Genomic DNA, 25985 nt, shown 5'->3' with positions numbered 1-25985 from the left:
AAAGCCACAAAAATATTAAATGACTGTTACCACTGCGACTCAGCATAATCTTTAAATAATTTACCATAAAAATAGCGTCCCTCATTTACTCCAGAATAAATTGGATCGCAAATCCGCGCGGCGGCATCGACAGCATCAAAGGGAGGTTGTACGCCGCGTTGCTGCATTGCTAAAACTTGAGGGTAAGGGTGCTGAAAACTAATCCATCCCGGATCGACAGCATTCATAAAAATTTTGTGTTTGGCATACTCTGAAGCGCAAGTGCGAGTCATCATGTTCAGCGATGCTTTTGCCATATTTGTATGCGGATGTCGCCAAGGTTTGTCGCTGTTAAATTGCCCTTCTTTGGAAGAAACATTTACAATATATTTGCCAGCTTCAGGAAATTTTTTCATCACCCGTTTGAGCCTGCTGTTAATCGCAAAAGGAGCGATCGCATTAATAACGTGAACTTCCAACATTTCCAAAATGCTCACCTCATCATCCTTCATCAGCCAACTGTTGAAAGGGCGCAAATCCACTTGTTGTCCGTCGCGATCGTACATTCCGGGCGGAAACAAACTAAAATCAGATGAATGTGATAATTGATTCTCTCGATCCAAGTTAAAAACCGTGGGGATTTCACTGTTGCGATTTGGAACAGAGTCTGTGAGAGATTTGGGGATATCGTCAGAAATATTGTGTGTCAAAAAGTGCGATGGCGCCAACAGCGGCTGAATCTCAGCAGGCAAAGCCTCCAAAGGCAGAGATTCAAAATCGATCAAATGCTGGTAAAATTCAGGAGGACGGCGAATTGTTTGAGCCGCATTATTGATAATAATGTCAATTCGCGGATAGCAGCAGACGAGGTGTTCTGCAAATCGCTCGACGCCCGCAATGTACCGCAAATCTAACTCATAAACTTGCAGGCGATCGCACCACTGGGCAAAATCCGCTTCTTTCGCATATCTCCTAGCAGCATCCCGAGCAAAACGAGTAGTACAAATTACAGCAGCACCAGCTCTCAACAACCTCAAAGTTACAGCATACCCAATTTTCACTCTCGCTCCCGTCACCAAAGCAAACAACCCATGCAAATTAGCAGTTTGTTTGCGTTTGGTCAAATTAAGTTCGCCGCACTTCAAACACAAACCCCGGTAAAAAAAATGTTGCTCTTGAAAACTCTCCTTGCAAACAAAACAGCGCTGCAGTTTATTCATTTTCAATTTCTCTTACTGTAAAGAATCTCAAGTCCAGCTACATCCGCTGCAATTAGCTTCCGCAAAAATCCCCCGATTATCGATATTAGCTTTTTTCATAATAGACCAGCTCAAATTAGTTCCCTTAAAATTAGCTCCGCTGAGATATGCGTTCAGGAAATTTGCTCTTTTCACAACAGCACCGCTCAGATTAGCACCAGCCAAAGTAGCTTTATTAAAATCAGCATCGCAAAGGTTGGCTCCAGTAACATCTGCTTGAAAAAAATCAGTATTTGTCAAATCCGTTCTCTCTAAATTAGCACCGCGCAAATTAGCTCCCATAAAACAAGCTCCTGCAAATTTACTCCACCGCAAATTAGCTCCTCCCAAAACCAACCCTTTAAAATTCCCGCCGTTAAAATTAGATCTAATTAGTTTAATCCCCGCCAGATTTGCTCTGGCAAAATTCACCCCGCCCAGGTTTGCCCCACTCAAATCCGCCCCGCTCAAATCAGCACCCGTCAAATCGGCCCCGCTCAAGTTCGCCCCGCAGAGTTTAGCTTTTTTCAAAATGCTTTGAGATAAATTAGCATCGCGAAAATTAACCGAGCGGAGGTTGGCTAAACTGAGATTAGCTGCTTGCAAATCAGCGCCGCTGAGATTGGAGAGGCTCAGGTTAGCTTCGGTCAAATCAGCATTTTTCAGATTAGTTAGTTCCAAGTTACTTTTAAATATTTTTGCGCCTCGCAGGTTGGCAGATGCAAAGTTCGCTCCTACTAAGGAATGGAAAATAAATAAGTTGACGAGTTATAGGTTATAATGAAAAAAGTGCGCTTATTGCAATTTTCACTCCTACAGAGAGCAACTCACAACGGATTTTTCTACTTAACTATTCTAATTTCCTTTTAAATCCATGTCTTATTCTAATTCAATTGAGTCAGAAATGAAAAAATTTTATAAATCCTTATCAGAAAAGGATAAAAGAAGGTATGCAGCTTTAGAAGCTCAAAAATTAGGATGGGGTGGAATTAGCTATGTAATGCAACTTTTGGGATGCAGTCGAAATACCATCATCAAGGGAATAGAAGATTTAGAGAAAATGGACGAATCGACACTAAATAATTCCAGAATCAGAAAGAAAGGAGGGGGAAGAAAAAGTATTCTGTCTACTCAAATTGGCATTGACGCAGCCTTTTTAGAAGTTTTAAAAAACCACACTGCCGGAGACCCAATGAATGAGTTAATCAAATGGACTAATTTGACGCATAAAGAAATAGCTTCTGGACTACGAGCAGCAGGTTTTACCATTAGTCTCCCATCCGTTGCCAAACTATTAAAAAAGCATGGGTATGTGAAAAGACAAGCTCAAAAAAAACAAACAATAGGAATTAATAAAAATCGGGACGCTCAATTTAAAAACATTGCTAGACTTCATGCAGAGTATATAGAAGCCAGCAATCCTATTATTAGCTTTGATACCAAAAAGAAAGAAGTTTTAGGAAATTTGTATCGTCCGGGAACTCTCTATACAAAAGAACCTGTCACTACTTTCGATCATGATTTTTGGAGTTTAGGTCACGGTAAAGTGATCCCACATGGGATTTATGATTCTCAACAAAACCGAGGATATATAACATTAGGAAACAGTAAAGATACCAGTGAATTCGCCTGTGAGTCTTTAAAAACTTGGTGGAATAATTATGGTAAAGCTACCTACCCTAACGCTAATTCTATCTTGGCTAAATGTGATGGTGGAGGTAGTAATAATGCTAATCATTATATTTTCAAAGAAGATTTACAAAAATTAGTTAATGAAATAGGAATTGAGATCAGAATTGCTCATTACCCTCCTTATACATCTAAATACAACCCCATAGAACATCGGCTTTTTCCTCATATTACCAGGGCTTGTCAAGGAGTAATTTTTACAAGTTTAGAATTAGTCAAAGCTCTCGTCGAAAAAACTCAAACTAAAACTGGACTATCTGTAGCTGTAAATATCCTTAATAAAGTTTATCAAACTGGTCGAAAGGTGGCTGATAATTTCAAAAATACTATGCAAATTGTTTTTGACGAATATTTGCCCAAATGGAATTATCGAGCCGTACCCCAACCTGAGTAATTCATTAAGTTATTTATTTTTCATTCCTAAGTTTGACTCTCTCAGGTTGGCTTTAGCCAAATTAACTCCGCTAAAATCTCCCCAACTCAACTCTACAAAGCCACCCAATAAAAGTAGATTTTGCACTCTCCATTTATTCCAAATTGCTGCACCTTTTTTGAGCAAAATTAGCTGTTCTTGCGCTCCAAACATCGCAGCCGCGAACGCACGCACCTGCTCGTCAGCATCGTCAAAAACGGCAATTGCTGCTTCTAAACCTTCTTCTCCATAGTTTAGGGCATCTGTGATTGCTGCCCGCCTTGCTTCAACTGACGGACTTGCTAAGCGCTGTTTGACTCCTGCTATGCCACCCAAGATAGCAGCATTAATTGGAGGCAAATTTTGACCGCCCAAAACTGCATCGTATTCTTTGGGTTCATTTGCTGACATTTGTTATTTGTTACGAATGACTGTTGACTGTTGACTGCTGACTGCTGACTAATGGCTAATGACTGCTGACTAATGACTATTGATTTGATTTGCCGTAGCATTTCGCCGCAGCATTTCCGGCTTAATTCGCCGCAGCGCCGAAGCTGTAAATCGGCGGTTCCACTCCTCGTCAGAAATGTCGGCCAATTCTGCAAGTGTTGGCGCTATGTTTTCAGGATAAGGCTCAAAGTCTGCAACATCAGTTGGTTTAGCAAAACGCTGATTCCAAGGACAAACATCTTGACAAATGTCGCAACCTGCTACCCAACCTTGTAAATTAGATGCAATTTCGTCGGGCAATTTTTCGGCTCGATTCTCGATCGTATGATACGCTATACACCGATCGGCATTAACCACAAAAGGCTCAGTAATTGCCCCCGTCGGACACGCCTCAATGCAGCGAGTACAAGTACCGCAATGTTCCGTATGGGACTCATCGGGCGCTAACTCCAAATTAGTCAAGATTTCGCCCAAAAACACCCAAGAACCGTATTCGCGCGAAATTACATTACCATTTTTGGCAATCCAGCCAATCCCGGCACGCTGCGCCCACATTTTATCCTGAATCGGCCCGGTATCAGCATAATACCGTGCTTCAATTCCCTCGCCTTGCGATCGCAGCCAATTTGCCAAAACCTTCAGTTTTTTGTGCAGAATTTTGTGGTAATCTCGGCCCCAGCCGTAGCGAGAGATTTTAGCATATTCGGAACCGCCCGGGCGTTGGTGAGGCGTGTAGTAATTGATGGCGACACATATTAAGGAATGCACCTCTGGCATCACCAATTGAATATCCTGACGTTTCGGGTTAGCCATCCATCCCATATCCGCTTGATAGCCTTTATCCAACCAAGCCTGCAATCTTTGTTTTTCTAGATCGAAATCCGCGTCTTTTGAGGCTATCCCGACTTTGTGAAATCCCAACTCAAGGGCTTTTTGCTTAACCAAATTGCTGCTAATTGGCGCTTTCATTTGACACCAGGCAAATATTTACCTTTTGTATTGACTATTTAGATTTTATATGATATGTGAAGCAACTTTAACGATCGGCTTCCTAAATAAACTACTTCGGCGCACGGTCTAGTGATGGCGATCGCTATTTACCAAACCATTGATTATAGTTTTATAACTCAGCCATATGTAATTTATATTTGCAAAAATTAACAAAACGTTACATACTTTTAATCAAGGCAGCTTGAGAGTCCCTAAATCAAGTACCTCACTAAAATCACAAATCTCACAAAATACACATGGCAGTTAGCATTCAATCAGCTCAATCTATTTTTTCCAACACTGAGATTGCTAGCATTGTTCCGGCTACCACCGAAGCATTTTACAAACTCAGCGTTGAAGACCAACTAGCCTTGCTCTGGTATGCCTACACCGAAATGGGCATTTCCATCACCGCAGCAGCACCGGGAGTAGCCAGCATGGCGCTTGTCGAAGGCATACTCAACGAAATCAAGCAAATGTCGCCGGCTGCTCAAAGCAAAACTATGTTTGACCTAGCCAGCAACGCAGACACCACGATCGGTCGGATTTACACTTCCTTGCGCGTCAACACCAAACTCGGTTTCTGGTACGAGTTGGGGCAGTTGATGAAACAGGGCCTTGTGGCTCCGATCCCCGCTGGCTATCAAATGTCTCCCGAAGCCACCACCGTTCTAGAAACAATCAAGAAACTAGATCCGGGTCAGCAAATTACCGTACTTCGCAACACCGTAGTTCACATGGGCTACGACCCCGATTTCAGCCAAGAGTACGGCAAACGCTCTGCCCCTCGCAGCACTCCCACCGCTCCAGAAGAGCGGGTGAAAACCAAAATTGAGGGTATCAGCGAGCAGACTGTCCTCAACTACATCGACTACATGAACGCCTTCGACTTCACCCCAGCCGTCGGTTTATTTGCTGAAGAAGGTGCCCTGCAACCGCCTTTCCAAAAGCCGATCGTCGGTCGCGAAGCTATCCTCAACTATATGCGGGAAGAGTGCATCGGACTGAAAATGATGCCGGAGCGAGGCGTATCGGAACCCGCAGAAGATGGCTACCGACAAGTGAAAGTCACCGGCAAAGTCGAAACTCCCTGGTTCGGCGCGAATGTGGGCATGAACATCGCGTGGCGGTTTTTGCTAGATCCCCAAGGCCAAATTTTCTTTGTGGCGATCGACTTGTTGGCATCTCCTAAGGAATTGCTCAATTTGATGCGCAAATAGAATATTCTGGTTCGGTCTGTCAAACAGACTTCCCCAGGAACCCAGATGCCGGCAGGTGTCTGGGTTTAGATCATTTTAGATTTTAGATTTTAGATTTTAGATTCAAGAATTGAAGGATTGGAAATGGCTGATAGCATAAGGGTTTGCAGCTTGCTTACACTTGCGTTTTTTGAAATTAGTATTGATTGTGGTCGATCGATCTGAAAGCTGGGTTCGATGCTCTCCGGTTCCTCCTTTTTTCGGAGAATTATTTTCCTAACTCTACTTATATCTTTTGAGGGATTTGCTACGACAAAGAGAATGATTACAGTATATTTATTCCTCTGAAATCACTTGTTTTATGACCGCAACAACTCCACCTATTTTAACTAGCTCTATAACGATTGCCGGCATCACAAATCCAACGGTACTGCGATATTTTGAAACTTTAAACGCGGGCGATTTTGAAGCAACGGCTAATTTATTTGCTGATGACGGCGTTATGCACGCGCCTTTTGAAGAGCCAATTATCGGCAGCATCTCGATCGCTACTTATCTACAAACAGAAGCGCGAGGAATGCAGCTAGAACCCCAGAAAGGTGTTAGCCAAATTTTAGAAGATGGCAATGTTGAAGTTCAGGTCAGCGGTCGGGTGCAAACTTCCGCATTTGGTGTTAATGTCGGATGGCTGTTCTTGCTCAATTCTGACCAAGAAATCCTTTCTGTTACCGTCAAACTGTTAGCTTCTCCCCAAGAATTGCTAAATCTGCGGTCACACAAGAAATTAGATGTTTGATAAGGTGTTTCACATTTAAATTGTCTATTTTGGTTTGACCTGTCGATCGCACGTAATAGCTAAAGTTGTGCGATCGACAGGTCAATCGGCTTTTTATCGCAAGAATGAGGCAGAAACCGGGTTTTTATCCAAATCTCTGGTGAAGTGCCACTCACGGTATAAAAATCCCGTTTCTGCGGTATTTGTGCGATCGGGACTGTACCCCTACAATCTTACAGTCTCGCGTTGAGCCGACGATTATTCACGAAAAAGTGGCTGTCACCGCACCCTGCGACAGACAGCCAAAGCGAGTCAAAAAGTGCATTGTCAATCATTAATCACTCATGACTAATGACTCATGACAAATTAAGATTTTTCCGGCAAACTAGCTTCTAACTTCAGACAGTTGCGACCGTCTATTTGCAAAGTGTAGTCCACCCGATCCATAAGTCTGCTCATAATCAGCCAGCCGTAGCCGCTTTCCTGTTTAGCTTCCGGCCTCGGGGGATTGTAAGTATCCATTTCGTAACCTTTACCGTAATCCCAAATTTCTAAACCAATATCCCTATTTTTTAAATTCAAGCGAATTAACACGGGCAAATTGGGTTGATCTTTGTGAGCATGGCGGATCACGTTAGAATAGGCTTCTGCTAACACCAAGCGCAAACGATTCGACTGACGAGGCCAATCGACGTGCTCTCCTAGCTCAACTTCCAAACTGCTCAGCAACCAATTTTCAACAATTGTTAAAAACCGCAAGTCGCTTGGCACATGAAGCTCAGTATTCATATAAAAATCCCGTAAGTTTGAAAACCCTGTGTCTTCAGACCAGGGATGAAACACGACGCGCCGAATTTATTCGGTCTCAATACTTGTCGCTACTCGGGGGATACCAGCCTTTTCTGTTTAAAAATCAGGCATTCGTCATTCGGTAGAAGGCAGAAGTTAAGAGTATAGTTGTTGAAAACTTTAGTTATGGGTATAAACCCCATTAACAATTGATAATTATACCGAGACTGCAAGCAGCGAGGTATAAAAAATCTTTGTTTCAATCCCTGGCTTTTAAGCGTTGGTTATTTCTGACGAATGCCTTCTACTTTAACCCTTTACAGGTGTTTAATCCCCCAGGAAAGCGATTCAGGAAACTAGCTGCGCCATCGCCGGCTAGGTTTTTTACTGTTGACTGTAACGCAGTCCTTTGCGGGACTACTGTGCGGGCGGTCAACAAGCAGGGCTTCAGTTGTTTCGCCTCTCACCCCCGACTATGCGTCGGGATTCGCTGACAGATTCAGAGAACCTCCAGAGAGAGTATGGTTTGGTCGTCTTCCTGAACGGGATTGTCGGCTCGGATGTAAGCCAACAAATTGTCCAAGTTGAAGGAACCAGGCTCCTGAATCAAGAGTTGCCAAAGCCCTTCTTGTTGTAGCATAGAACGGGTTGGTACACCCCCTGCGACCCCTTCAGTGGTCACGCTAGCTTCAGTAATCCCGTCACTCGTCAGCAGAAATACATCTCCTGACTTTAATTCGATCGTACCTGCTTTGCCTCTCCAAACTGGTAGTATCCCCAAGGGAATGCCGCGAGCTTTCAGGAAATTCGGCTCGGCTGGCGTTTTACCGCTAGCGGCTTGAGCTTTCACCTCCGAGTGAGACCAAACAATCGGGTAAATGTGACCGGCATTAGCAAAGGCGAGGTGTCCCGTTGACGGAGTGTAACGAGCAACAACCATTGTAATAAAATGGTTGTTGCCGATCAGGTCGTCAGACATACTGCTATTCATATTGTGCATAACTCGATCGGGCTCTGGAGAAACTTCTTGGGAAAGTTCCCGCCGCATCACCGAAATCGCGCTGGCCATAAATAGAGCAGCCGGAACTCCCTTACCCGAAACATCTCCCACCGCTATCCAAATATCCCCTTGAGAGTGGACGTAGACTTCAAAAAAGTCGCCGCCAACTTCCCGCGCGGGATAGCAGCAAGCTTGCACCCTGACAGTTTCAAAATCCGGCCAACTTTGGCGCAACAAGTTTGTTTGGATTTGGCGGGCCACTTCCAACTCGTTTTGCATCTGCTTGGCTAAATCCAGAGTGCGCTGGTATAGCTTAGCTTGAGACAGGGCGAGAGCAGCTTGAGCTGCTACACCTTCTATTAACTCTATCTCTTCTGCCGACCAAGGGTTAGTTCCGCCAATCTGAGACAAAGCCAGTACCGCCAGCAATTCTTGCTGGTAAGTCAGGGGCACGGCAATCTCAACCGAGTTACCGTCCCCCCCACTGTTTTGGTTCACTTGAGTTTGGCGGCTGGCTACGGCTTGAACCAGCAAATTTTCATCAAAAGAAAAGTGAATGGCCTCGTCGGTTTGGGCTTGGTAGGGGAAGGTACTCGGCAATAGTCGATCGGCTTCTACCGGCCGCAGCATACAATAGTTGGCTTCAAAAGTTTGGCCTACGGTTTGAACAATAGTTTGTACCATACTAGAGTAATCTAGCGACCCGCGAATCACGCTCATTACCTCATTGAACAGAGATTCTTTGCGCAAAGCGCGGCGCAGTGCAACGCTGCGCTGCTTGTAGTATTTGTAAGTTTCTGAGGCTTGATTGATCACCAATTTGAGTTCTTCTGGATTCCACGGTTTGGTGATGTATTTGAAAACTTGACCTGAGTTGATGGCCTCGACCAAATCTTCAACATCGGTGTATCCCGTTAGCAGAATCCGAATCGTATCGGGAAATCGCTCGACAGTTTTCCCCAAAAACTCGGTGCCGTTCATTTCTGGCATCCGCTGGTCAGATATAATCACCGCCATCTCGCCCTGTTGGTCTAGAACTTCCAGGGCGCTGAGGGCGCTATCTGCTTTGTAAACTTGAAAGTCGCGTCGAAACGTCCGGTACAATAAATCCAAGTTATCGGGTTCGTCATCGACTACCATCAATTTCAGCTTGCTTCCATCTCCCCGACTCATCTTTCTTCCCCCTTGAAAACCCCCACCATAGCTGTATTCAGCAAGGTGGCGGGAGGAAAAGGGGGGCTGGATATATGCAACATATCAGTTACGTCAAGTTGAGTAAAAGAAACCCGTTTTACCTTAAGGTGAGCATTCCTTTCGCACCATCTGTTCGCACAACAGATGAGAGGCTTTTGATACTGTAACCCGCCTCGGTAGGCCGCTTCAATAGGGAAAATTCCCGAGTCAGCTTTCGTGCTTTGATAGGAGCAACGACCGTGTTAGCAGTCGCTACTTTTATAAACACACCAGCCTCCCAAATGACTAATTAATGCTCTGATTGCAGAGCTCTTAAGTAGCTGCCCGCTGTCCTCGGTGTGATTTTTAACACTTACTACTAACTCCTGTATCGCTACCTGAGTGCGGTCAAAACCGGCTGTATTTCAAGCCCCACTTTACCCGGAGGGTTAGCGGTGGGTTGTTGGCGCTATTCCCTACATCTTTGCCGAATCAAACTTGATTGTTGCATTCTAGTCCCCCTAATCTCTGAACTTTTTGCAGCAAGCATATTACTACTGCCGAATCAAGTTAATCTTTCTGCCAGTCTGAGCTTAGCAGAACGAGAGCGGGGATTTCTAGCTACTTCTTCGGATTGCGGCCCGATCGGCTTTTTTGTAAGTACCTGCAAACTGGGTGTTCCTCTGAGTTGGTGCTTGACCGGTCGGTCTTCGAGACTGTGAAATGTAATGATTCCGATTCTCCCACCTGGTTTTAACCACCTTGGCGCCTGGTGGAGGAAAGTTTCTAAAGAAGCGAGTTCGGAGTTGACAGCTATCCTTAAAGCTTGGAAAGTGCGGGTGGCTGGATGAATTCTGCCGTTGCGCTGCTTGGGGGGGAAGCTGGAGGCGATCGCCCCTGCAAGTTCTGTTGTAGTTTGAAAAGGACGCCCTTGCACAATCCGCCTTGCGATGCGCCGCGACAGTCGCTCCTCGCCGTACTTGTAAATAATATCTGCTAGTTTAACTTCTTCCCAGTGATTGATAATCTCTTCTGCCGTCAAAGATTGCTGCTGGTTCATACGCATATCTAGTTGAGCTGGGTGGCGAAAACTAAATCCTCGTTCCGGTGTATCGAACTGAGCCGAGCTGACGCCCAAGTCTGCTATGATACCATCAAATTCGGCCTCTGGGGACTGATATTCAGCAAAATTGCCGTGCCAAAACTCAACGGGGGAGTTGGCAAATCGGGCTTGGCAAAAACGGATGGCTTGTTCGTCGCGGTCGATCGCCACCACTGTAACATCAGCCGCCGCCGCTAAAATCAAACTCGTGTGTCCGCCGCCCCCAAGCGTCGCGTCCAAATAGTGCCCGCCTGGACGCACTGCTAAACCCGCAATTAATTCTTGACCCAAAACAGGAACGTGATAGGTGTCAATACTGACATCTGATCCAGGGGTATCCTTCTCAGAGAGCTCGATATCCTTCATAATCATAAAAGCCAAACAAAAATCAACAATAGCTAGTAATCATTAATTCATTTAATTATGTCAAGAATTGAGACTAGAACCGAACCGATGGTGCTCAACATGGGGCCGCACCACCCATCCATGCACGGGGTACTCCGGCTAATCGTCACCCTAGACGGGGAAGACGTGGTGGACTGCGAGCCTGTTTTGGGCTATCTGCACCGCGGGATGGAAAAAATCGCCGAAAATCGCACCAACGTGATGTACGTGCCCTACGTGAGCCGCTGGGACTATGCGGAGGGGATGTTTAACGAAGCGGTGACAGTAAATGCGCCGGAAAAGTTGGCGAATATTGCTGTCCCCAAACGGGCGAGTTACATTCGGGTAATCATGCTGGAGTTGAACCGGATTGCTAACCATTTGTTGTGGTTGGGGCCGTTTTTGGCGGACGTGGGGGCGCAAACTCCTTTTTTCTATACTATGCGCGATCGCGAGATGATTTTAGACTTGTGGGAAGCAGCCACAGGTTATCGCATGGTGAATAACAACTATTTCCGCATCGGCGGAGTTGCCGCCGATTTGCCCTACGGTTGGGTTGATAAGTGCCAAGATTACTGCGATTATTTCGTTCCCAAAATTGACGAGTACGAACGTTTAATTACCAACAACCCAATCTTCCGCCGCCGGATTGAAGGCCTGGGTACTATTTCTCGCGAAGAAGCGATTAACTGGGGACTGTCGGGTCCCATGTTGCGCGCTTCCGGCGTTAAGTGGGATTTGCGGAAAGTTGACCATTACGAATGTTACGACGACTTCGACTGGGAAGTTTGTACCGAAGCTGCTGGCGATTGTTTGGCCCGGTATGTGGTGCGGATTCGGGAGATGCGCGAGTCGGTTAAGATTCTCTATCAAGCCTTGAAAGGACTCCCCGGTGGCTCTTACGAGAATTTGGAAGCCAAGCGCTTAGAAAGCGGGCCAAAATCAGAATGGAATGGTTTTGACTATCAGTTTATTGGCAAAAAAGTTGCGCCGACTTTTAAGATTCCCAAGGGCGAACATTATGTCCGCGTTGAAAGTGGCAAGGGTGAGTTGGGGATTTATATTATCGGGGATGATAGTGTGTTTCCCTGGCGCTGGAAGATTCGGACTGGGGATTTTAATAATTTGCAGATTTTGCCTCACATTGTGCGCGGCGTGAAGATTGCCGATTTAGTGGCAATTTTGGGGAGTATCGACATTATTATGGGCTCGGTTGATAGGTAGGTTTGGTCGGTTTTTATCTGATAAATTAACCCGGTTTTTTTGTGGAACCGGGTTAATTTTTTTCAACCGCAGATAAACGCGGATAGATATCGATTAATTTTGCTATTAACGCAGCTAAAATGTACCTTGTTTCTCTCTTCTCTCTTCCTCTATGCCCTCTGCGGTTAATAAAAAAATCTCTTCTTCATAAATGAAATAACATCAACTTTGATTCGGTAAATTATGAAAATTCAGCAATCAGATATCAATGACAGCAACCCGGAGCTCTGCGCTTTAATCTGCGAAAGAATTGCCGCCAGCCCCCAGCAGCGTATTACTTTTGCTGAATATATGGATTTGGCATTATATCATCCGCAGCACGGTTATTATAATAGCGATCGCCAGTCGATCGGCAAACAAGGCGATTTTATCACGTCGTCTCATTGGGGTGCTGATTTTGCCGAGGTTTTGGCAGAGCAGTTTGTGGAAATGTGGGAATTGCTCGGCAAGCCTCATCCTTTTACTGTCGTAGAAATGGGGGCTGGACGGGGGACTTTCGCCGAAAATATTCTGCAATATCTGCAAATACAATATCCCGATTTATTTCATATTTTAGAATACATTATTATTGAAGTTTCCCCTGTACTCCAAGCGGAACAGCGGCAAAGGTTAGCCGAAATCAAGTGTGTTAAGTGGTGCAATTGGGATGAGATAGTTAATAACTCAATTGTCGGTTGTTTTTTTTCTAATGAGTTAGTGGATGCTTTGCCCGTGCATCAAATTATTCTGGAACAAGCGCAAGTGAGGGAGATTTACGTAACCGCAGAAATACAAAAAAGTCTACAAGAAGAAATAAATTTTATAGAAGTATTTGGCGAAGTTTCCACGCCTAAAATTGCCGAATATTTTGATTTTGTGGGCATCGATTTGTTGGCAAGTGTTTATGGAGATGGTTATCGAAGTGAGGTGAATTTGGCGGCTTTGGACTGGATGAGTACAGTTGCTCAAAAGTTGCAGCGGGGATATTTGTTAACTATTGATTATGGCCATCCGGCGCACCGCTATTACAATCCGAGGCGCAGGGAGGGGACGCTACAGTGTTATTATCGCCACCGATATCACAATAATCCTTATATTAATGTGGGGCGGCAGGATTTAACGGCTCATGTTAATTTTACGGCGCTGGAAAGGCAAGGTGAATTGTGCGGTTTGGAGACGGTGGGGTTCACTCAGCAGGCTTTGTTTTTGATGGCCTTGGGTTTGGGCGATCGTATTGCTTCTCTGTCTACAAATGATGCGGAAGTATTGGATGTGGCAACGTTTTTGCGCCGACGGGAGGCTTTGCATCAGTTGATCGATCCGATGGGTTTGGGAGGTTTTGGGGTTTTGGTGCAGTGTAAGGGGTTGAAGGAGGAGGAAAAAGTGCGCTCAATCAAAGGTTTCACAGTGCCTTAAGTTAACTTTAATACGCAACACGCACTTTTTTCCAATTACTTTGGTCATTACTTAAGCGCACTGACTCAGTGGTGGAAATTCCCATTTTCTCGAATATAAAGTAGATGGCAGCTTTAAACAATAACCAGCAGGAATTACTTCGATCAGCCACCAATTAAACAGATCTCGTCTGGCTTCAGTAAAACCAGAAATGGCATCACCAGTAATCCCATCATACAGAATATCTAAGATGGCCTTATAAGCTGTTTTCGTATTGAGTGTTTGCAGCAAGCCGTAGAAGATATTATAAGCTTCGTTACTAGCTTGATATTTTCCGATTTTGTTGATATTAGGAAACAACGTATCGGCCCAAGTTTCTGGGATTTCACAACTATCCTTCAGCCAACAAGATACAATTCCTTCAACGATATCAGCTTTGTGTTCTTCAGGAAAGTAATGTTTAATCGTCGGTTGAGCTGCTAATGCTATTCCATAAGCCATATAGACGTATCGCTGATGGGATATTGGATTATTAGGCATTCCAAAGGCTGTCATTACTTCTACAAAAGCTTCTTCTACATTGCACTTTCCACCTGTTTCGTATAAATCGTCATATTTTCTGTTCCAAACCGTCTGAAGTGTTTGCTGTAATTGCTCTGGAATAGTTGAGTTACTGGGCAATTTAAAATCGGTGTAGTGACCTCTATCAAACTTAATCATTGACTTTCCCTCCTTATGTATTTTATTTAATCGTAAACCCAGAGCCAGCTAATGTTAAGCCTCAGATCTACCGCCCCATTTCAAATTAACTGTAAACTCTGCTCGGATACCTCTAATTCAGCCCATTTTAATCGTTCCTGAATTGACATACCCTGCAACTTTTTACTCATTTCATATAAATCAACTTGGGGATAATCCCCCTTAAATAACGGAATCAAAGACTCCACAACAGCAGCAATTCCCTGCGGCGGCACTGCATTGCCAATCTGTCGCCGCACTTCAGTCGTAGAACCTTCAAAAACAAAATCATCGGGAAATGTTTGCAATCTTGCTCTTTCACGATTTGTCAAAGAACGCGGTTCTAAATAATGATAACCCCAAGTTCCGCCACCTCCACCAGCAATAATTGTCGATGATGGTTTATCTGGATGAATTCGCCGATAAACGTGACTGATCATGCCTTTGACATAGTATGGACTGTCCTTGGGAATATCAGAAAAATTGCCTCCAGGTTTAATTCGATTTAAAATTTCAACGGTGCGGGAATGAATTTTATGATGTTTGTTATTGTCAATAACTGTTTCTACATTTTTGAGTGCTTCGCCCGCAGTTCGATAATGATTTTTGCGATTTATACCGTATTCTGGCTGAGGATGCACAAAGTTAAATCCTGTATCCATCCGAATGCCAACTAATAACACTCTTTGGCGAAATTGGGGAACTCCGTAATCAGCAAAGTTGTAGAGTTTAGGTTTAACTAAGTAGCCCGGAGCGATAGTTTCAAAGTCAGAAATTATTTGTTTTATTGCTTGATAATTATTGGCACTTAATAAGCCTTTGACATTTTCTGCTACAAAAGCTTTGGGCTTTTTCTTGTTGACAAAATCGAGAAAGTATGTATATAAATTGCCTCTGGTTCCTTCAAGGCCGGGGCGCTTCCAAATCAGAGAGAAATCTTGACAGGGGAACCCTCCTATACATATTTCCGCTTCGGGAACTTCTGCAATGTCTATATTTTCTATGCTGTCGTTGATGATGACATCAGCAATGTTTCTGCTGAAAGTTTTGCAGGCGTATTTATTGGAGTCGATCGCCCAAACTACCTCAAATCCGGCTTGGTGGAATGGCAAATCCATGCCGCCGCAACCAGAAAATAAGGATATGAGTCGCGGTTTCTTTGTCCAGGCGATCGGCTGGAGACGTTCGATTAACATAGGAGTACAAAGTTAGCCAAGGGCGGGCTGGATGCCGGCACCACAAGAGTGTCATCATACCAAAACACGATCGAACTCGACTCATCAATTGATATTTCACTCTTCGTCATCTAACTCGATTCCCGCTTGACGCAATTTTTCTGCCAATCTTTCAGCGCGGAGTCGTTCGCGATCGCCCCGCTGGCGTTCTTGTTCTACTCGTTCTTCCGACCAAAGCAACAACTCGCCTTCAGCATCCCACCACCTCAACCAACAGCCTGTTCTCCCTTCGTGCGTTCCTTCCCACATTCCTAAAAACAAGTTTAATCCCGGTATCCAATAACGTCCGTTTTCATCAGGTTTTTGCAAGTTGTAGTGCTCTGATTCTAAAGCGTAAACTTCTAAATGAGCTGTTTTCGCTCGGAATATGACGTATCGGGGTACTTTGATTACTTGCTCGTAAAAAAACCACTTTCCCACCCGCGAGGTAAATTCAACCGAGTATTCTTCTCCATAGGTTTCTGAAAGAAATTCCATCACGATTTGGGGGATGGTTCCTTCTGTGTGTGGCGTGTAACTGCGGCGGACTTGCGAGACATTTTTTGGATTGACGGGTTTCACGTACATCCAATCTGGCGCTTTGCAGATAATGCGCTGTTCGTCGCTGCTTGAACCTGGGAAACTTATGCCGGCACACAAGGCAAAGTTGGAAACAATTAAGGCATCCTGCATTAATTCAGGAAATGCTGTTAGCGGCTGGCGCAAAGCTGCAGCTAATAATGGTTGGCTTTCGTCTTCCACGGGGTCGTCTGGTAGTTGGAAATCTTCTGGTAGTAGCGGCCAGGTGATTGTGAGTTGTGTTTCAGGATTTTTAGTTGCTACAGACATAGTTTATCAGAGGTTAAATGTTTTAAGGCTTAAATTATATCTCTTGGTTTTTGGGATTCATGTTAATGGCTTAATGACGAGGCAAAGCCTCTGGATATGCGTTACCAGGCAGAGCCTGGTAACGAGAGGATTGGAATTCAAAGTCCCCCTTTTTAAGGGGGATTTAGGGAAATCTAGACTGGGCTAAAACCGAGAGTTCTAAGGGTTGTTAATTTTCTGCTGTAGTTCGGTGGTCATTGCTAGTAGTTCTGATTGGGCGATCGCACTTTGTTCACCACTCGCCAACCACTTCAATTGTACCGTCTCGTTTTCAGCTTCCGTATCTCCCAAAACTAAACACGCAGCGGCGCCCCTTTGAACTGCTCTTTTAAACTGTTTACTGAAAGGACTGCCGCTCAAATCCATCTCTACAATAAACCCCGCACTCCGCAATTTTTGAGCTAACAAGACGGATTGCTGTTCTGCTTTTTCTCCCCTGGACACCAAATAGAAATCTAAATTCGGCGCGGGCAATGGTTGCAACTTTTGCAGCAGAATAATCAGCCTTTCCATACCCATTGCCCAACCGACTGCTGCGGTATCTGGGCCGCCCAATTCCTTAACTAAACCGTCGTAGCGGCCGCCCCCGCAGACTGTTGCTTGCGCTCCCAAATCGTCAGAAATAATTTCAAATGCTGTGTAGGTATAGTAATCTAAACCGCGCACTAATCTGGGATTTAACTGATAGCTGATTCCTAAATTGGTGAGCATTTGCTGCACTTGCTCGAAGTGCGATCGCGATTCCTCTCCCAAATAGTCCAAAATACTCGGCGCACCAGCTACAATTTCTTGAGTTCGTTCATTTTTACTATCCAAAATCCGCAGAGGATTGCGAGTCAAGCGGTCTTGGGAATCGGCATCTAATTCGGATTTGTGCGGTGTAAAATAATCGATTAATGCTTGCCGATAATTTTGTCTGTCTTCCTTGTTTCCGACAGAGTTAATATCGAGTCGCAAATTTTTTAAACCGATAGTTTGCAGGATATCGCAGGCGATCGCAATTACCTCCACATCCGCCCGCGGATCGGCAGTTCCCAAAACTTCTACGCCAATTTGGTGAAATTGCCGCATCCGTCCCTGCTGAGGACGTTCGTAGCGAAACATCGGCCCCGCGTACCAAAGACGCTGCAATCCACCTTGAGCTTCTAAACTATTTTGAATAAAAGCTCGGACTACTCCGGCGGTGCCTTCTGGACGCAAAGTAATCGATCGATCGCCCTTATCTTTAAAAGTGTACATTTCTTTGCCCACGACATCGGTAGCTTCGCCGATGCCGCGTTCAAATAAAGATGTCTGTTCAAATATCGGCGTCCGAATTTCCCGATAAGCCGCTTTTTTCAAAATTGTTCTAGCCACTTCTTCGACATTTTGCCAATATCGAATTTCATCGAGCAAAATATCTCGCGTTCCCGTTAAAGTTTTAATTGCACTCATTCATTTTGTTAGTCATTGGTCATTGGTCATTAATCATTGGTCATTAATCATTGGTCATTAATCATTGGTCATTGGTATGAAAGTAACTCGTATGAAAGTTGTTAGCAAATAGCCTTTTAACTAAGCAGCTCATAACTTCTGTATTCATTAGGTCTGTGTCCTTAACTCTTAGCTAATGACTAATAACTGCTGACTAATGACTAATGACTTAATAATTCCCAAGCTCCGTAACGATCGCCATAATAAGCCAAAATGCGATCGACCCGCTCGCGACCTGCCAAATCGAACCCTTCAGGATACTGTATCCACAAACCCCCAATTTGGCTGTCGCCGTAATTAAACCGCTGCGACTGCTGCGGAATTAAACCGGTTTGCACCCCTTCAACTTGACGCAAATGGGCCGCCACTTCGCGATACACCGCCAGCGGCAATCCAGGGCATTGAATTTGGTAGCGGAGTTGTTTTTCTTGTGCCGTTTGCATCATTTCTTTGCCTGTCCCCAACCAGAACCCCTACTTAAGATACTTCTTTATCGAGCGGCCGCGGTAGAGGGCAGCAATTAATATTGTCCAAACATACCTTCCCCCACTGCAACGCCCAACGTACCAGCGTAACTCGATTGTCGGCGCGCGTCTTGTTCAAGATATTGCTAATGTGGTTGTCAACTGTACGCTTGCTAATCTCTAACTTTTCGGCTATTTTCTCATTAGTCAATCCCGCCGCTACTAACTCTACCACTTGCAATTCTCTGTCCGACAGGGTGACAGGGGTACCAGAGACGATCCCGCTCATAAATTTTTCCTATGTCTGCATATTTACCTATCTACAATTCTAGAGGATGAGGGATGAAGTATGAAGAGAAAATTAAATTTACTGTGCTACTCTTTTGGACCCCAAGCACCAACTCTCTTGTAGAATCGGAAAAAGTGCAAACCCAGCGCCACCACAGCAAGACGCGCAGCCACAGCCACTTGCACTGCAGGCGAGCCGGGTAGCGGATGCTCCCTTTACCTGGCCGCATCTGACATCCGGGCAGCAAAACCCGCAGATGTTTGCACGTAAAACTAATAATAGGCCCGCACTAAACTTCACCCTTAAGGGAGTAACTGCCAGTATCAGTAGGTCTGATATTATAAGAGCAGCGATTAAAAAATAGCTGGCAATTTTTCTGGGAAGGGTTAAAAATAATTATTGACCTGTCTACTGCTAGTCTAAAATCTAAAATCTAACATCTAAAATTCATATGACTTATCCTCGCGTTCTGTGTCTGGGTGAAATTTTATTTGATTGTTTAGCAGACAAACCAGGAGTATCTCTCGAAGAGGTAGAATCTTGGACTGCATATCCCGGTGGTGCTCCTGCTAATGTTGCCTGCGCTTTGGTTAAATTGGGGACGGCTGCGGGATTTATCGGTGCTGTAGGTGGGGATGAATTGGGGAATTCCCTAGTGGAGGTATTGCAAGAAGTAGGGGTTGATACCGCTGGAGTGCAGCGCCATCCAAGTGCGCCGACGCGGCAAGTTTATGTCTTGCGGAATCAAGCGGGCGATCGAAATTTTGCCGGTTTTGGCGAATTCAATACTGCGGATTTTGCCGACACCCGTCTTCTCGCTGCACAATTACCCGACGTGCTATTTGAAAATGCCGACTATTTAGTGCTAGGCACTTTAGAATTAGCTTATCCTGAAAGTCGAGACGCGATCGCCCGAGCGATCGAACTAGCGGAACAGTACGATGTTAAAATTATACTTGACATCAATTGGCGTCCCGTGTTTTGGCCAAATCCAGACGAAGCAAAAGCGCACATTAGAAAAATCTTAAAAAAAGTTGATTTTGTCAAGTTATCTGAGGAAGAGGCCGAATGGTTGTTTGCAACTACTGATGCTGGAGCTATTACCTACCGCCTCGATTCCGTAGAAGGCGTTTTGGTGACTGCAGGCGAGAAAGGTTGCGCCTATTGTCTCTCGGAAAATGAAGGAAAAATCCCCGCCTTTAGAGTAGATGTTGAGGATACAACAGGTGCCGGCGACGCGTTTCTGGCTGGTTTTGTCAGCCAATTGTGCAAGGTGGGAATTAAGAGTTTAGCCGAGTCAGAAATAACAAAAAAAATTGTAACTTATGCGAGCGCGGTAGGTGCGATGACAGCGATGAAACCCGGGGCAATTAGATCTCAACCAACTGCCGCTGAAGTAGAAGCTTTCTTGTATTTGTACAAACATTAGCACGCCAAACCTCTCCCCCGGAAACGGAGAGGGGGCTAAATTTGGTTCAGAAACCCGGTTGCTCAAAAAAAAATAACTCTTATACTAAACCCGCGTTAAAAACCCTCGATAAGACTCGGCGTTTGAACTCCTACTATACAAACTCTCGTCCTAGCTCAGAGGAACTAAAAAATAAACAGGTATTTAAGCCAGATTTGGTATTATAGGTTTTATTGTGGGCAATTAACCGCACATCAGATGATTTCTAATTTGGCGCACGATTATGTCTAGCGGCTGCGAAGCATCTATGATAATTGCATTTTGTGGTTCTTCGAGAGTGTCTAACTGACTTAACAACAAGTCTGCTTTCATGTAGTGATTTTCGCGACTTGCTAACCGGGCTGACAATAACTGAAAAGAACCTTTGAGATAAACTATTTTCATCCGCTGTGGGTCGCGGCAGAGAATTTCGCGGTAAGATGCTTTTAAAGCAGAACAAGCCAACACGACATTTTTATTTTCTAACAGCCACCTGTCTATTGCAGCTTGCAATTTTAATAGCCAAGGAACGCGATCCGCATCTTCTAAAGGAATGCCCCGACTCATTTTCTCGATATTAGCTGATGGGTGAAAATCGTCGGCGTCGCTGAAATCCCAATTTAGAGATTGCGCCAGCAACTTGCCAACAGTAGTTTTGCCAGAACCGGAGACTCCCATCACGATCGTAATCATGGCACTTATTTACCGAAATACTTGCAATCTCATCGAGTTGTGCGATCGACAAACCGGGTTTCTTAAGTTGCCGGATGAATTCTACCACCCTAAAAAATTCAATAAACCCGGTTTATTTTTGATTCTAGATCAAATTTCTTCCAGAGTCGGTTTAATGAAATTATAAGCCAAAACGCCGATAATTCCACCAAGCACTGGGAATACAATAAACGCCCACAACTGTTGGATTGCCCATCCGCCTTGAAAAAGTGCCACACCGATACTTCTAGCTGGGTTAACAGAAGTATTGGTTATGGGAATTCCGACTAAGTGAATCAACACCAGCATCAAGCCGATGGGAATTCCGCCAAAACCGACGGGATATTTGGGATGGGTAGTACCCATGATTGTAAATAACAGAAAAGCAGTCAGTACAATTTCCGTCAAAGCTGCTGCCAAAAGTCCGTAACCAGTGGGAGAATGTTCTCCAAAACCGTTAGATGCAAATCCCGAAGCCGCCGCATCAAAACCCGGTTTTCCTGATGCTATCATGTACAAAACAAGACCGCCTAAAATTCCCCCTACAATCTGACCGCCTATATAATAAGGAAGCAAAACAGCATCGATCAGTTTGGCAACTACTAAACCGATGCTTACCGCCGGATTAATGTGGCATCCAGAGATAGGCCCGATCGTATAAGCCATGATTAAGAGGGATAGACCAAAGGCGATCGACACTCCCAAAAAGCCGATTTTGTCTCCAGCTAAAACCGCACTGCCACATCCACCTAATACCAACACAAAAGTACCAAAAGCTTCAGCCACCCCAATCTTTATTTTTTTGTTCATACTCACAATTCTCTGAAGTTTATGTTCGGTCAATTTCGCAACCCGACCAATTCTAACTCTAAAAAATAGAGTTCCAATTTCTTTCATGAAGCGTAACAATCCTAATGGAAAGCATTAGGATTGTTACGCTCTACTTTTCAGAATTTGTATGGGCTTAACTGAGAATGCGGAATTTGAAATCGATAAATTAGCTCAAACATACTCCATTCGAGGAAAAATGTCAATATTTAGCCAATTATTTGTATAAATTGTGCAATCTTCTGTATTCAATTCACAATAATTAACTTGACTTCTTGCCTAATTATGCAATCGTAATTTTACTTATTGTTGCTGATTATCCGATCGCACTTGCAGCTAAAACATCACTGCTAACCGGCTGGTACATCGGATTGGAGAAGGGGCGAAAGTCTCGCCAATCGGCGGTCATCTTGCACAGCAAGCGGAACTGTAGCGGCGTTGGGGGTTGATTGAGGCGATCGACTTCTACGCGCACCAATTCTCGATCCTGCGAGATAATTTTCAAAATATCCCCGCAAAGATAGCGCGGACAATAGCCTACAATCCAGCGATCTTCAGTACACAGAAGCAAAGCAGAGGAATCGTGCCGATTTTGAAATTCGTGGGCTAAATACAAAAGTTCGCCCACTTGAAGCCCATTAATCCGTTCAATTGCCGGCTTGGGAAGGTGTCGCAGTCCATGTGCAAAAAAATGGATGCGGTAACGTCCATTTTCATCCGGTTCGGGACATGGGAATACCTCAAAATTATCAGTTACCCGTTTCCCTCCGCTGCGGGCCAATAAAGCAATTGGGTCATCTTCGTGTTGAGGGATATTCAACCACTGTACAAATTCAGGGTAGTCAGGGCGCGATCGCGGCATCACTCGATTGGAAAACAAGGGAAACAGTTTCTGTGAAGTGTAAACCTTATTGAAATCAGGGAAAGATGGCAAGGGGCCAAACCCGCACTTAAGCTGAGCTTCTAGAACACCCTTTGTATAACTGAATCGGTATTCTTTACCGTTAAATGTCAATAGACCAATCGGAAACCAAGAACGGCTGCCCGGGCTTTGCCAAGCCAAAAATAGTGTTTTCAAAGCAAATCTCCTGTCAATTCAAGTAGGTAGCCCACCGTATGTTTACTTTGAATTAATAATAATTTTTTGCAATTCTTGCCGAGTTTTACCGTCGATTATCTCTTGGCCAACATTGGGTTTGCTGACATTCACTCGGACAAAATCTATATCATCTTTTTCGGTAAATTTGCGATCGCCATCCGAGTCTTTTCTAATTGTAACAAAAATCCCGTCGCTCTTTTCATCAAATACCCAACTCATTAACTGGGTATCGGGCGGAGTGATTGCCTGAAGCGATTTGCCTGCCAAGTTAGATAAATATCCAACGATCGCGTCTGCATCGTCAAGTTTGCCATCAGCATTTGTGTCCCTATCTATGATATGAAACAATAGCAATTGATCCTGAGGCTTGCTGGATACTTTTTTTGAGGGATTTTGCTTGGGTTGACTTGTTTGTCCATTTTGATTGCTGGAATTTCCTGGCTTTTTTTTACCTAACAGATATTCAAATTTAGATATTAACGCTTTTCTGTTTAATAAAATATTAGATTCCCCGTTAGTTTTGTTATAAAAAATCATATTATAACCAATCATACGACGGTTCTTTGAAAAACTTAATTTTGATGAGATAGGATTGTGTCCAGATTTTTTTTCAGCGCTAGATAGGATAACTGGAATCATAATATATTCTGATTCATGGTCAACGATTAAATCGTCGTAAGCAACCTGTGGCTGTAGATTTTCTGCTTTTTTCTGTGCTTGAGTTACTGTCGTAGTTGAACTGCATGATAGGGCAACAGCTAATAGGACAATTGCGGCAGACATCTTGCGTAAAATCTGATGAGTTACCATAATTTTTTACATTTGAGATATATAGTTATTTTGATTTTATTCTAGTTATCGTGTCTAGATCATTCATATAGATTTGTAGGGGTAGTGCCAAGAGTGCCTACCCCCGATCTGGGCAACCACGGGGGGATTGCCCCTACCTTATAGGAATTCGCGCGGATCTGTGACGTGACCAGTCAGCGCCGAAGCCGCAGCCGTATAAGGCGAAGCTAGATAAACTTGCGCTTCTTTATTCCCCATGCGGCCGGGGAAATTGCGGTTAGTTGTAGACACGCAAATTTCGGGTTCGTTCATCCGCCCGAAAGTATCTTTTGGGCCACCCAAACAAGCGGCGCAAGAAGGCGCTGCTGGTTCGATGCAGCCGGCTGCTAAGAAGATTTCCGAAAGTGTTTGACCCTCGTATTTTGTGACAAACAAATCTTCGTAAACTTTCTGAGTTGCTGGTACTAAATAAGTCGGAACTTTGACTTGGTTTCCTTTCAAAATGCGGGCGGCATTCAGGAAGTCGGAGGTTTTGCCGCCGGTGCAGGAACCGATGTAAACTCGATCGATCTTGACATCGCGACAGTTGCGGGCTAAGTCGCGGTTGTCGGGGGAGTGCGGTTTGGCGACGACTGGTTCTAATTTGCTGACATCGTAGGTGCGATCGCTATAAAACTTAGCATCCCCATCGCTGTAAAATGAATCGAAGGGTTTGTCAGTCCGCGAAGTAACGTAATCAAACGTAGTTTTGTCGGGCGCAACCGTGCCGTTTTTACCACCAGCTTCGATTACCATATTGCACAGCGTCATCCGTTCTTCCATCGTCAAACGTTCAACTGTATCGCCGGCAAATTCCATCGTCCGGTAGTTAGCACCCGCAACGCTAATATCACCAATAATCTGCAAAATCAGGTCTTTTGCTAACAAATAATCCGGCAGTTCGCCGTTGAATACAAAGCGCATGGTTGCCGGAACTTTGATTAACAGTTTGCCAGTTCCCATGATAAAAGCCGCGTCTGTATTGCCGATACCGGTGGCAAATTGTCCGAAAGCGCCGGCATTGCAGGTGTGGGAATCTGTGCCGAATAGCACTTCGCCGGGCCGGGTGTGACCTTCTTGTGCTAGCGCGATGTGGCAAACTCCTTTGTAGTCGGGATTTGCTTTGAAGTCCGATCGATCCGTGATGTCGTAAAAGTATTTTATCCCTTGTTCTTTGGCAAAATCGCGGAGAATATCGACGTTGCGGTTAGCGCGTTCGTCGTTGGTGAAAATGTAGTGGTCGGGAATGAGGACGATTTTGTCGGGGTTCCAGACTTTAGCATTCTCACCGAATTCGCGTTTGAAAACGCCGATAGTGCCGGGCCCGCAGACATCGTGGGTCATCAACACATCTGTTTCTACCCAGATGTTTTCTCCGGGCTCAACTTTAGTGCGGCCTGATGCTTTGGCTAAGATTTTTTCGGTCAGGGTCATTCCCATAGTGCGATCGCTCTTTTTTATTAGATGCTACAAGTGTATTGTAAGCGAAACATTATCTTAAAATAGAAATTATCAGGTCTCAAAGATCGGGAGTAATGACGATGACCTTGCTAACGTTACCCCTAAAAGTTAATCTCGATCGCGTTCAATTTACCGATGAGCAGTTTTATCAACTCTGTCTCAGCAATCCTGAATTGACGATCGAGCGCGATGCTGAAGGAAGGTTAATTGTTATGTCTCCTGTTGGCGGCGATAGCGGTAGTTGCGAGATGGATCTCGGCGGTGAAGTTTATATTTGGAATCGCCAAACCCAACTAGGTAAGGTGTTTAGTTCTTCCACGTTATTCAAATTGCCAGGTGGAGGATCTCGTTCTCCTGATGTAGCATGGGTAGAGTTGTCTCGCTGGGAAGCACTCACTCCAGAACAACGACAGAAATTTCCCCCCATCGCGCCGGATTTTGTAATTGAACTGCGCTTGCGATCGGACAATCTGCAAACCTTACAAGATAAAATGCTGGAATACCTGCAAAGTGGGGTGCGCTTGGGTTGGTTGTTTAATCCACAGAATCAGCAGGTAGAAATTTATCGACAGGAACAAACAAAAGAGGTTCGCTCTTTACCAACACAACTTTCTGGAGAAGATGTTTTACCTGGATTTGTGCTGGAAGTTCCATTATTTACAGATTGAACGAAATGTTGAGTACAGCGACTATTACAAAAGTCTGCGTAATGTTATGTGTTGTTAAAT

Annotated in this window: 25 protein-coding genes; 7 read left to right on the top strand and 18 right to left on the bottom strand. The window is 44.5% G+C overall.

What is annotated here, in order from left to right:
* Positions 1-26 precede the first annotated feature (26 nt).
* Both QUA20_RS00340 and QUA20_RS00335 read right to left on the bottom strand, forming a co-directional pair.
* Positions 27-1199 carry an SDR family NAD(P)-dependent oxidoreductase gene (locus QUA20_RS00340; protein WP_333184243.1) on the bottom strand — a complete coding sequence of 391 codons (1173 nt, stop codon included), beginning with the start codon at positions 1197-1199 and terminating at the stop codon, positions 27-29.
* Positions 1200-1226: 27 nt separating this feature from the next.
* Positions 1227-1970, bottom strand: coding sequence for a pentapeptide repeat-containing protein (locus QUA20_RS00335; protein WP_333184678.1), 744 nt, complete (start codon positions 1968-1970; stop codon positions 1227-1229).
* Between the two features lie 121 nt (positions 1971-2091).
* Between QUA20_RS00335 and QUA20_RS00330 the strand changes: the two genes are divergently transcribed.
* Positions 2092-3300 carry an ISAzo13 family transposase gene (locus QUA20_RS00330; protein ID WP_333184241.1) on the top strand — a complete coding sequence of 403 codons (1209 nt, stop codon included), beginning with the start codon at positions 2092-2094 and terminating at the stop codon, positions 3298-3300.
* A gap of 9 nt (positions 3301-3309) precedes the next feature.
* Here the strand turns inward: QUA20_RS00330 and QUA20_RS00325 are convergent, their stop codons facing one another.
* Positions 3310-3729, bottom strand: a complete 420-nt coding sequence (locus QUA20_RS00325) for a hypothetical protein (protein WP_333184238.1) — start codon at positions 3727-3729, stop codon at positions 3310-3312.
* A gap of 69 nt (positions 3730-3798) precedes the next feature.
* Positions 3799-4737, bottom strand: a complete 939-nt coding sequence (queG, locus tag QUA20_RS00320) for a tRNA epoxyqueuosine(34) reductase QueG (RefSeq protein WP_333184237.1) — start codon at positions 4735-4737, stop codon at positions 3799-3801.
* Between the two features lie 278 nt (positions 4738-5015).
* On the opposite strand from queG, the gene QUA20_RS00315 reads away from it, so the two are divergent.
* Together QUA20_RS00315 and QUA20_RS00310 are read left to right on the top strand one after the other, a co-directional pair.
* Positions 5016-5978 carry an orange carotenoid protein N-terminal domain-containing protein gene (locus QUA20_RS00315; protein ID WP_333184235.1) on the top strand — a complete coding sequence of 321 codons (963 nt, stop codon included), beginning with the start codon at positions 5016-5018 and terminating at the stop codon, positions 5976-5978.
* A gap of 340 nt (positions 5979-6318) precedes the next feature.
* Positions 6319-6753, top strand: coding sequence for a nuclear transport factor 2 family protein (locus QUA20_RS00310; RefSeq protein WP_333184232.1), 435 nt, complete (start codon positions 6319-6321; stop codon positions 6751-6753).
* A 345-nt stretch (positions 6754-7098) separates the two neighbouring features.
* Here the strand turns inward: QUA20_RS00310 and QUA20_RS00305 are convergent, their stop codons facing one another.
* The 3 genes from QUA20_RS00305 to rsmH all read right to left on the bottom strand — a co-directional run bounded on the left by QUA20_RS00305 (position 7099) and on the right by rsmH (position 11162).
* Entirely contained in the window at positions 7099-7521 is a 423-nt protein-coding gene (locus QUA20_RS00305; protein ID WP_006633914.1) for an ATP-binding protein, read from the bottom strand.
* A gap of 499 nt (positions 7522-8020) precedes the next feature.
* Positions 8021-9694 (bottom strand): SpoIIE family protein phosphatase, encoded by a 1674-nt coding sequence (locus tag QUA20_RS00300; RefSeq protein WP_333184229.1) that lies wholly within the window; start codon positions 9692-9694, stop codon positions 8021-8023.
* 565 nt (positions 9695-10259) lie between these two features.
* On the bottom strand, positions 10260-11162 hold the full coding sequence (gene rsmH, locus QUA20_RS00295) for a 16S rRNA (cytosine(1402)-N(4))-methyltransferase RsmH (RefSeq protein ID WP_333184226.1): 903 nt from the start codon (positions 11160-11162) through the stop codon (positions 10260-10262).
* Between the two features lie 57 nt (positions 11163-11219).
* Here rsmH and QUA20_RS00290 point away from each other — a divergent pair, with 57 nt between their 5' ends.
* Together QUA20_RS00290 and QUA20_RS00285 are read left to right on the top strand one after the other, a co-directional pair.
* The gene (locus QUA20_RS00290) at positions 11220-12404 is read left to right on the top strand and encodes an NAD(P)H-quinone oxidoreductase subunit H (RefSeq protein ID WP_333184223.1); all 1185 of its coding nucleotides are present in this window, start codon (positions 11220-11222) and stop codon (positions 12402-12404) included.
* A 222-nt stretch (positions 12405-12626) separates the two neighbouring features.
* Positions 12627-13838: a class I SAM-dependent methyltransferase gene (locus QUA20_RS00285; protein ID WP_333184221.1), complete on the top strand. Its 1212-nt coding sequence runs from the start codon at positions 12627-12629 to the stop codon at positions 13836-13838.
* Between the two features lie 51 nt (positions 13839-13889).
* On the opposite strand, the gene QUA20_RS00280 is transcribed toward QUA20_RS00285, so the two are convergent.
* The 6 genes from QUA20_RS00280 to QUA20_RS00255 all read right to left on the bottom strand — a co-directional run bounded on the left by QUA20_RS00280 (position 13890) and on the right by QUA20_RS00255 (position 18883).
* Positions 13890-14537, bottom strand: a complete 648-nt coding sequence (locus QUA20_RS00280) for a hypothetical protein (protein WP_333184219.1) — start codon at positions 14535-14537, stop codon at positions 13890-13892.
* 80 nt (positions 14538-14617) lie between these two features.
* Complete coding sequence (locus QUA20_RS00275) at positions 14618-15751, bottom strand: DNA cytosine methyltransferase (protein ID WP_333184217.1); 1134 nt, start codon at positions 15749-15751, stop codon at positions 14618-14620.
* A gap of 96 nt (positions 15752-15847) precedes the next feature.
* The gene (locus QUA20_RS00270; protein WP_333184214.1) at positions 15848-16618 is read right to left on the bottom strand and encodes a Uma2 family endonuclease; all 771 of its coding nucleotides are present in this window, start codon (positions 16616-16618) and stop codon (positions 15848-15850) included.
* A gap of 198 nt (positions 16619-16816) precedes the next feature.
* Positions 16817-18091 (bottom strand): histidine--tRNA ligase, encoded by a 1275-nt coding sequence (hisS, locus tag QUA20_RS00265; RefSeq protein WP_333184212.1) that lies wholly within the window; start codon positions 18089-18091, stop codon positions 16817-16819.
* Between the two features lie 200 nt (positions 18092-18291).
* A complete protein-coding gene (locus QUA20_RS00260; RefSeq protein ID WP_172191697.1) occupies positions 18292-18573 on the bottom strand; it encodes a hypothetical protein in 282 nt (93 codons plus the stop codon).
* A 34-nt stretch (positions 18574-18607) separates the two neighbouring features.
* On the bottom strand, positions 18608-18883 hold the full coding sequence (locus QUA20_RS00255) for a photosynthetic electron transport-dependent transcriptional regulator PedR (RefSeq protein WP_333184210.1): 276 nt from the start codon (positions 18881-18883) through the stop codon (positions 18608-18610).
* Positions 18884-19334: 451 nt separating this feature from the next.
* Between QUA20_RS00255 and QUA20_RS00250 the strand changes: the two genes are divergently transcribed.
* Positions 19335-20312 carry a carbohydrate kinase gene (locus tag QUA20_RS00250; RefSeq protein ID WP_333184208.1) on the top strand — a complete coding sequence of 326 codons (978 nt, stop codon included), beginning with the start codon at positions 19335-19337 and terminating at the stop codon, positions 20310-20312.
* Positions 20313-20534: 222 nt separating this feature from the next.
* Here QUA20_RS00250 and QUA20_RS00245 read toward each other — a convergent pair whose 3' ends face one another.
* From QUA20_RS00245 to QUA20_RS00225, 5 genes are all read right to left on the bottom strand, one after another.
* Positions 20535-21023, bottom strand: a complete 489-nt coding sequence (locus QUA20_RS00245) for a gluconokinase (RefSeq protein WP_333184206.1) — start codon at positions 21021-21023, stop codon at positions 20535-20537.
* Positions 21024-21152: 129 nt separating this feature from the next.
* Positions 21153-21851: an aquaporin Z gene (gene aqpZ, locus QUA20_RS00240; protein WP_333184204.1), complete on the bottom strand. Its 699-nt coding sequence runs from the start codon at positions 21849-21851 to the stop codon at positions 21153-21155.
* A gap of 334 nt (positions 21852-22185) precedes the next feature.
* A complete protein-coding gene (locus QUA20_RS00235; protein ID WP_333184202.1) occupies positions 22186-22947 on the bottom strand; it encodes an HIRAN domain-containing protein in 762 nt (253 codons plus the stop codon).
* A gap of 42 nt (positions 22948-22989) precedes the next feature.
* Positions 22990-23778: a hypothetical protein gene (locus QUA20_RS00230; protein ID WP_333184200.1), complete on the bottom strand. Its 789-nt coding sequence runs from the start codon at positions 23776-23778 to the stop codon at positions 22990-22992.
* A 138-nt stretch (positions 23779-23916) separates the two neighbouring features.
* Positions 23917-25236: a 3-isopropylmalate dehydratase large subunit gene (locus tag QUA20_RS00225; RefSeq protein WP_333184198.1), complete on the bottom strand. Its 1320-nt coding sequence runs from the start codon at positions 25234-25236 to the stop codon at positions 23917-23919.
* Between the two features lie 101 nt (positions 25237-25337).
* Between QUA20_RS00225 and QUA20_RS00220 the strand changes: the two genes are divergently transcribed.
* Positions 25338-25925: a Uma2 family endonuclease gene (locus QUA20_RS00220; RefSeq protein ID WP_333184197.1), complete on the top strand. Its 588-nt coding sequence runs from the start codon at positions 25338-25340 to the stop codon at positions 25923-25925.
* Positions 25926-25985: the final 60 nt, after the last annotated feature.

It is taken from the genome of Microcoleus sp. Pol7_A1 (assembly GCF_036701085.1).
Lineage (GTDB): Bacteria > Cyanobacteriota > Cyanobacteriia > Cyanobacteriales > Microcoleaceae > Microcoleus > Microcoleus asticus.
Note: the sequence above shows the minus strand (reverse complement) of the source record. Positions and strands in the feature narration are given on the sequence as shown.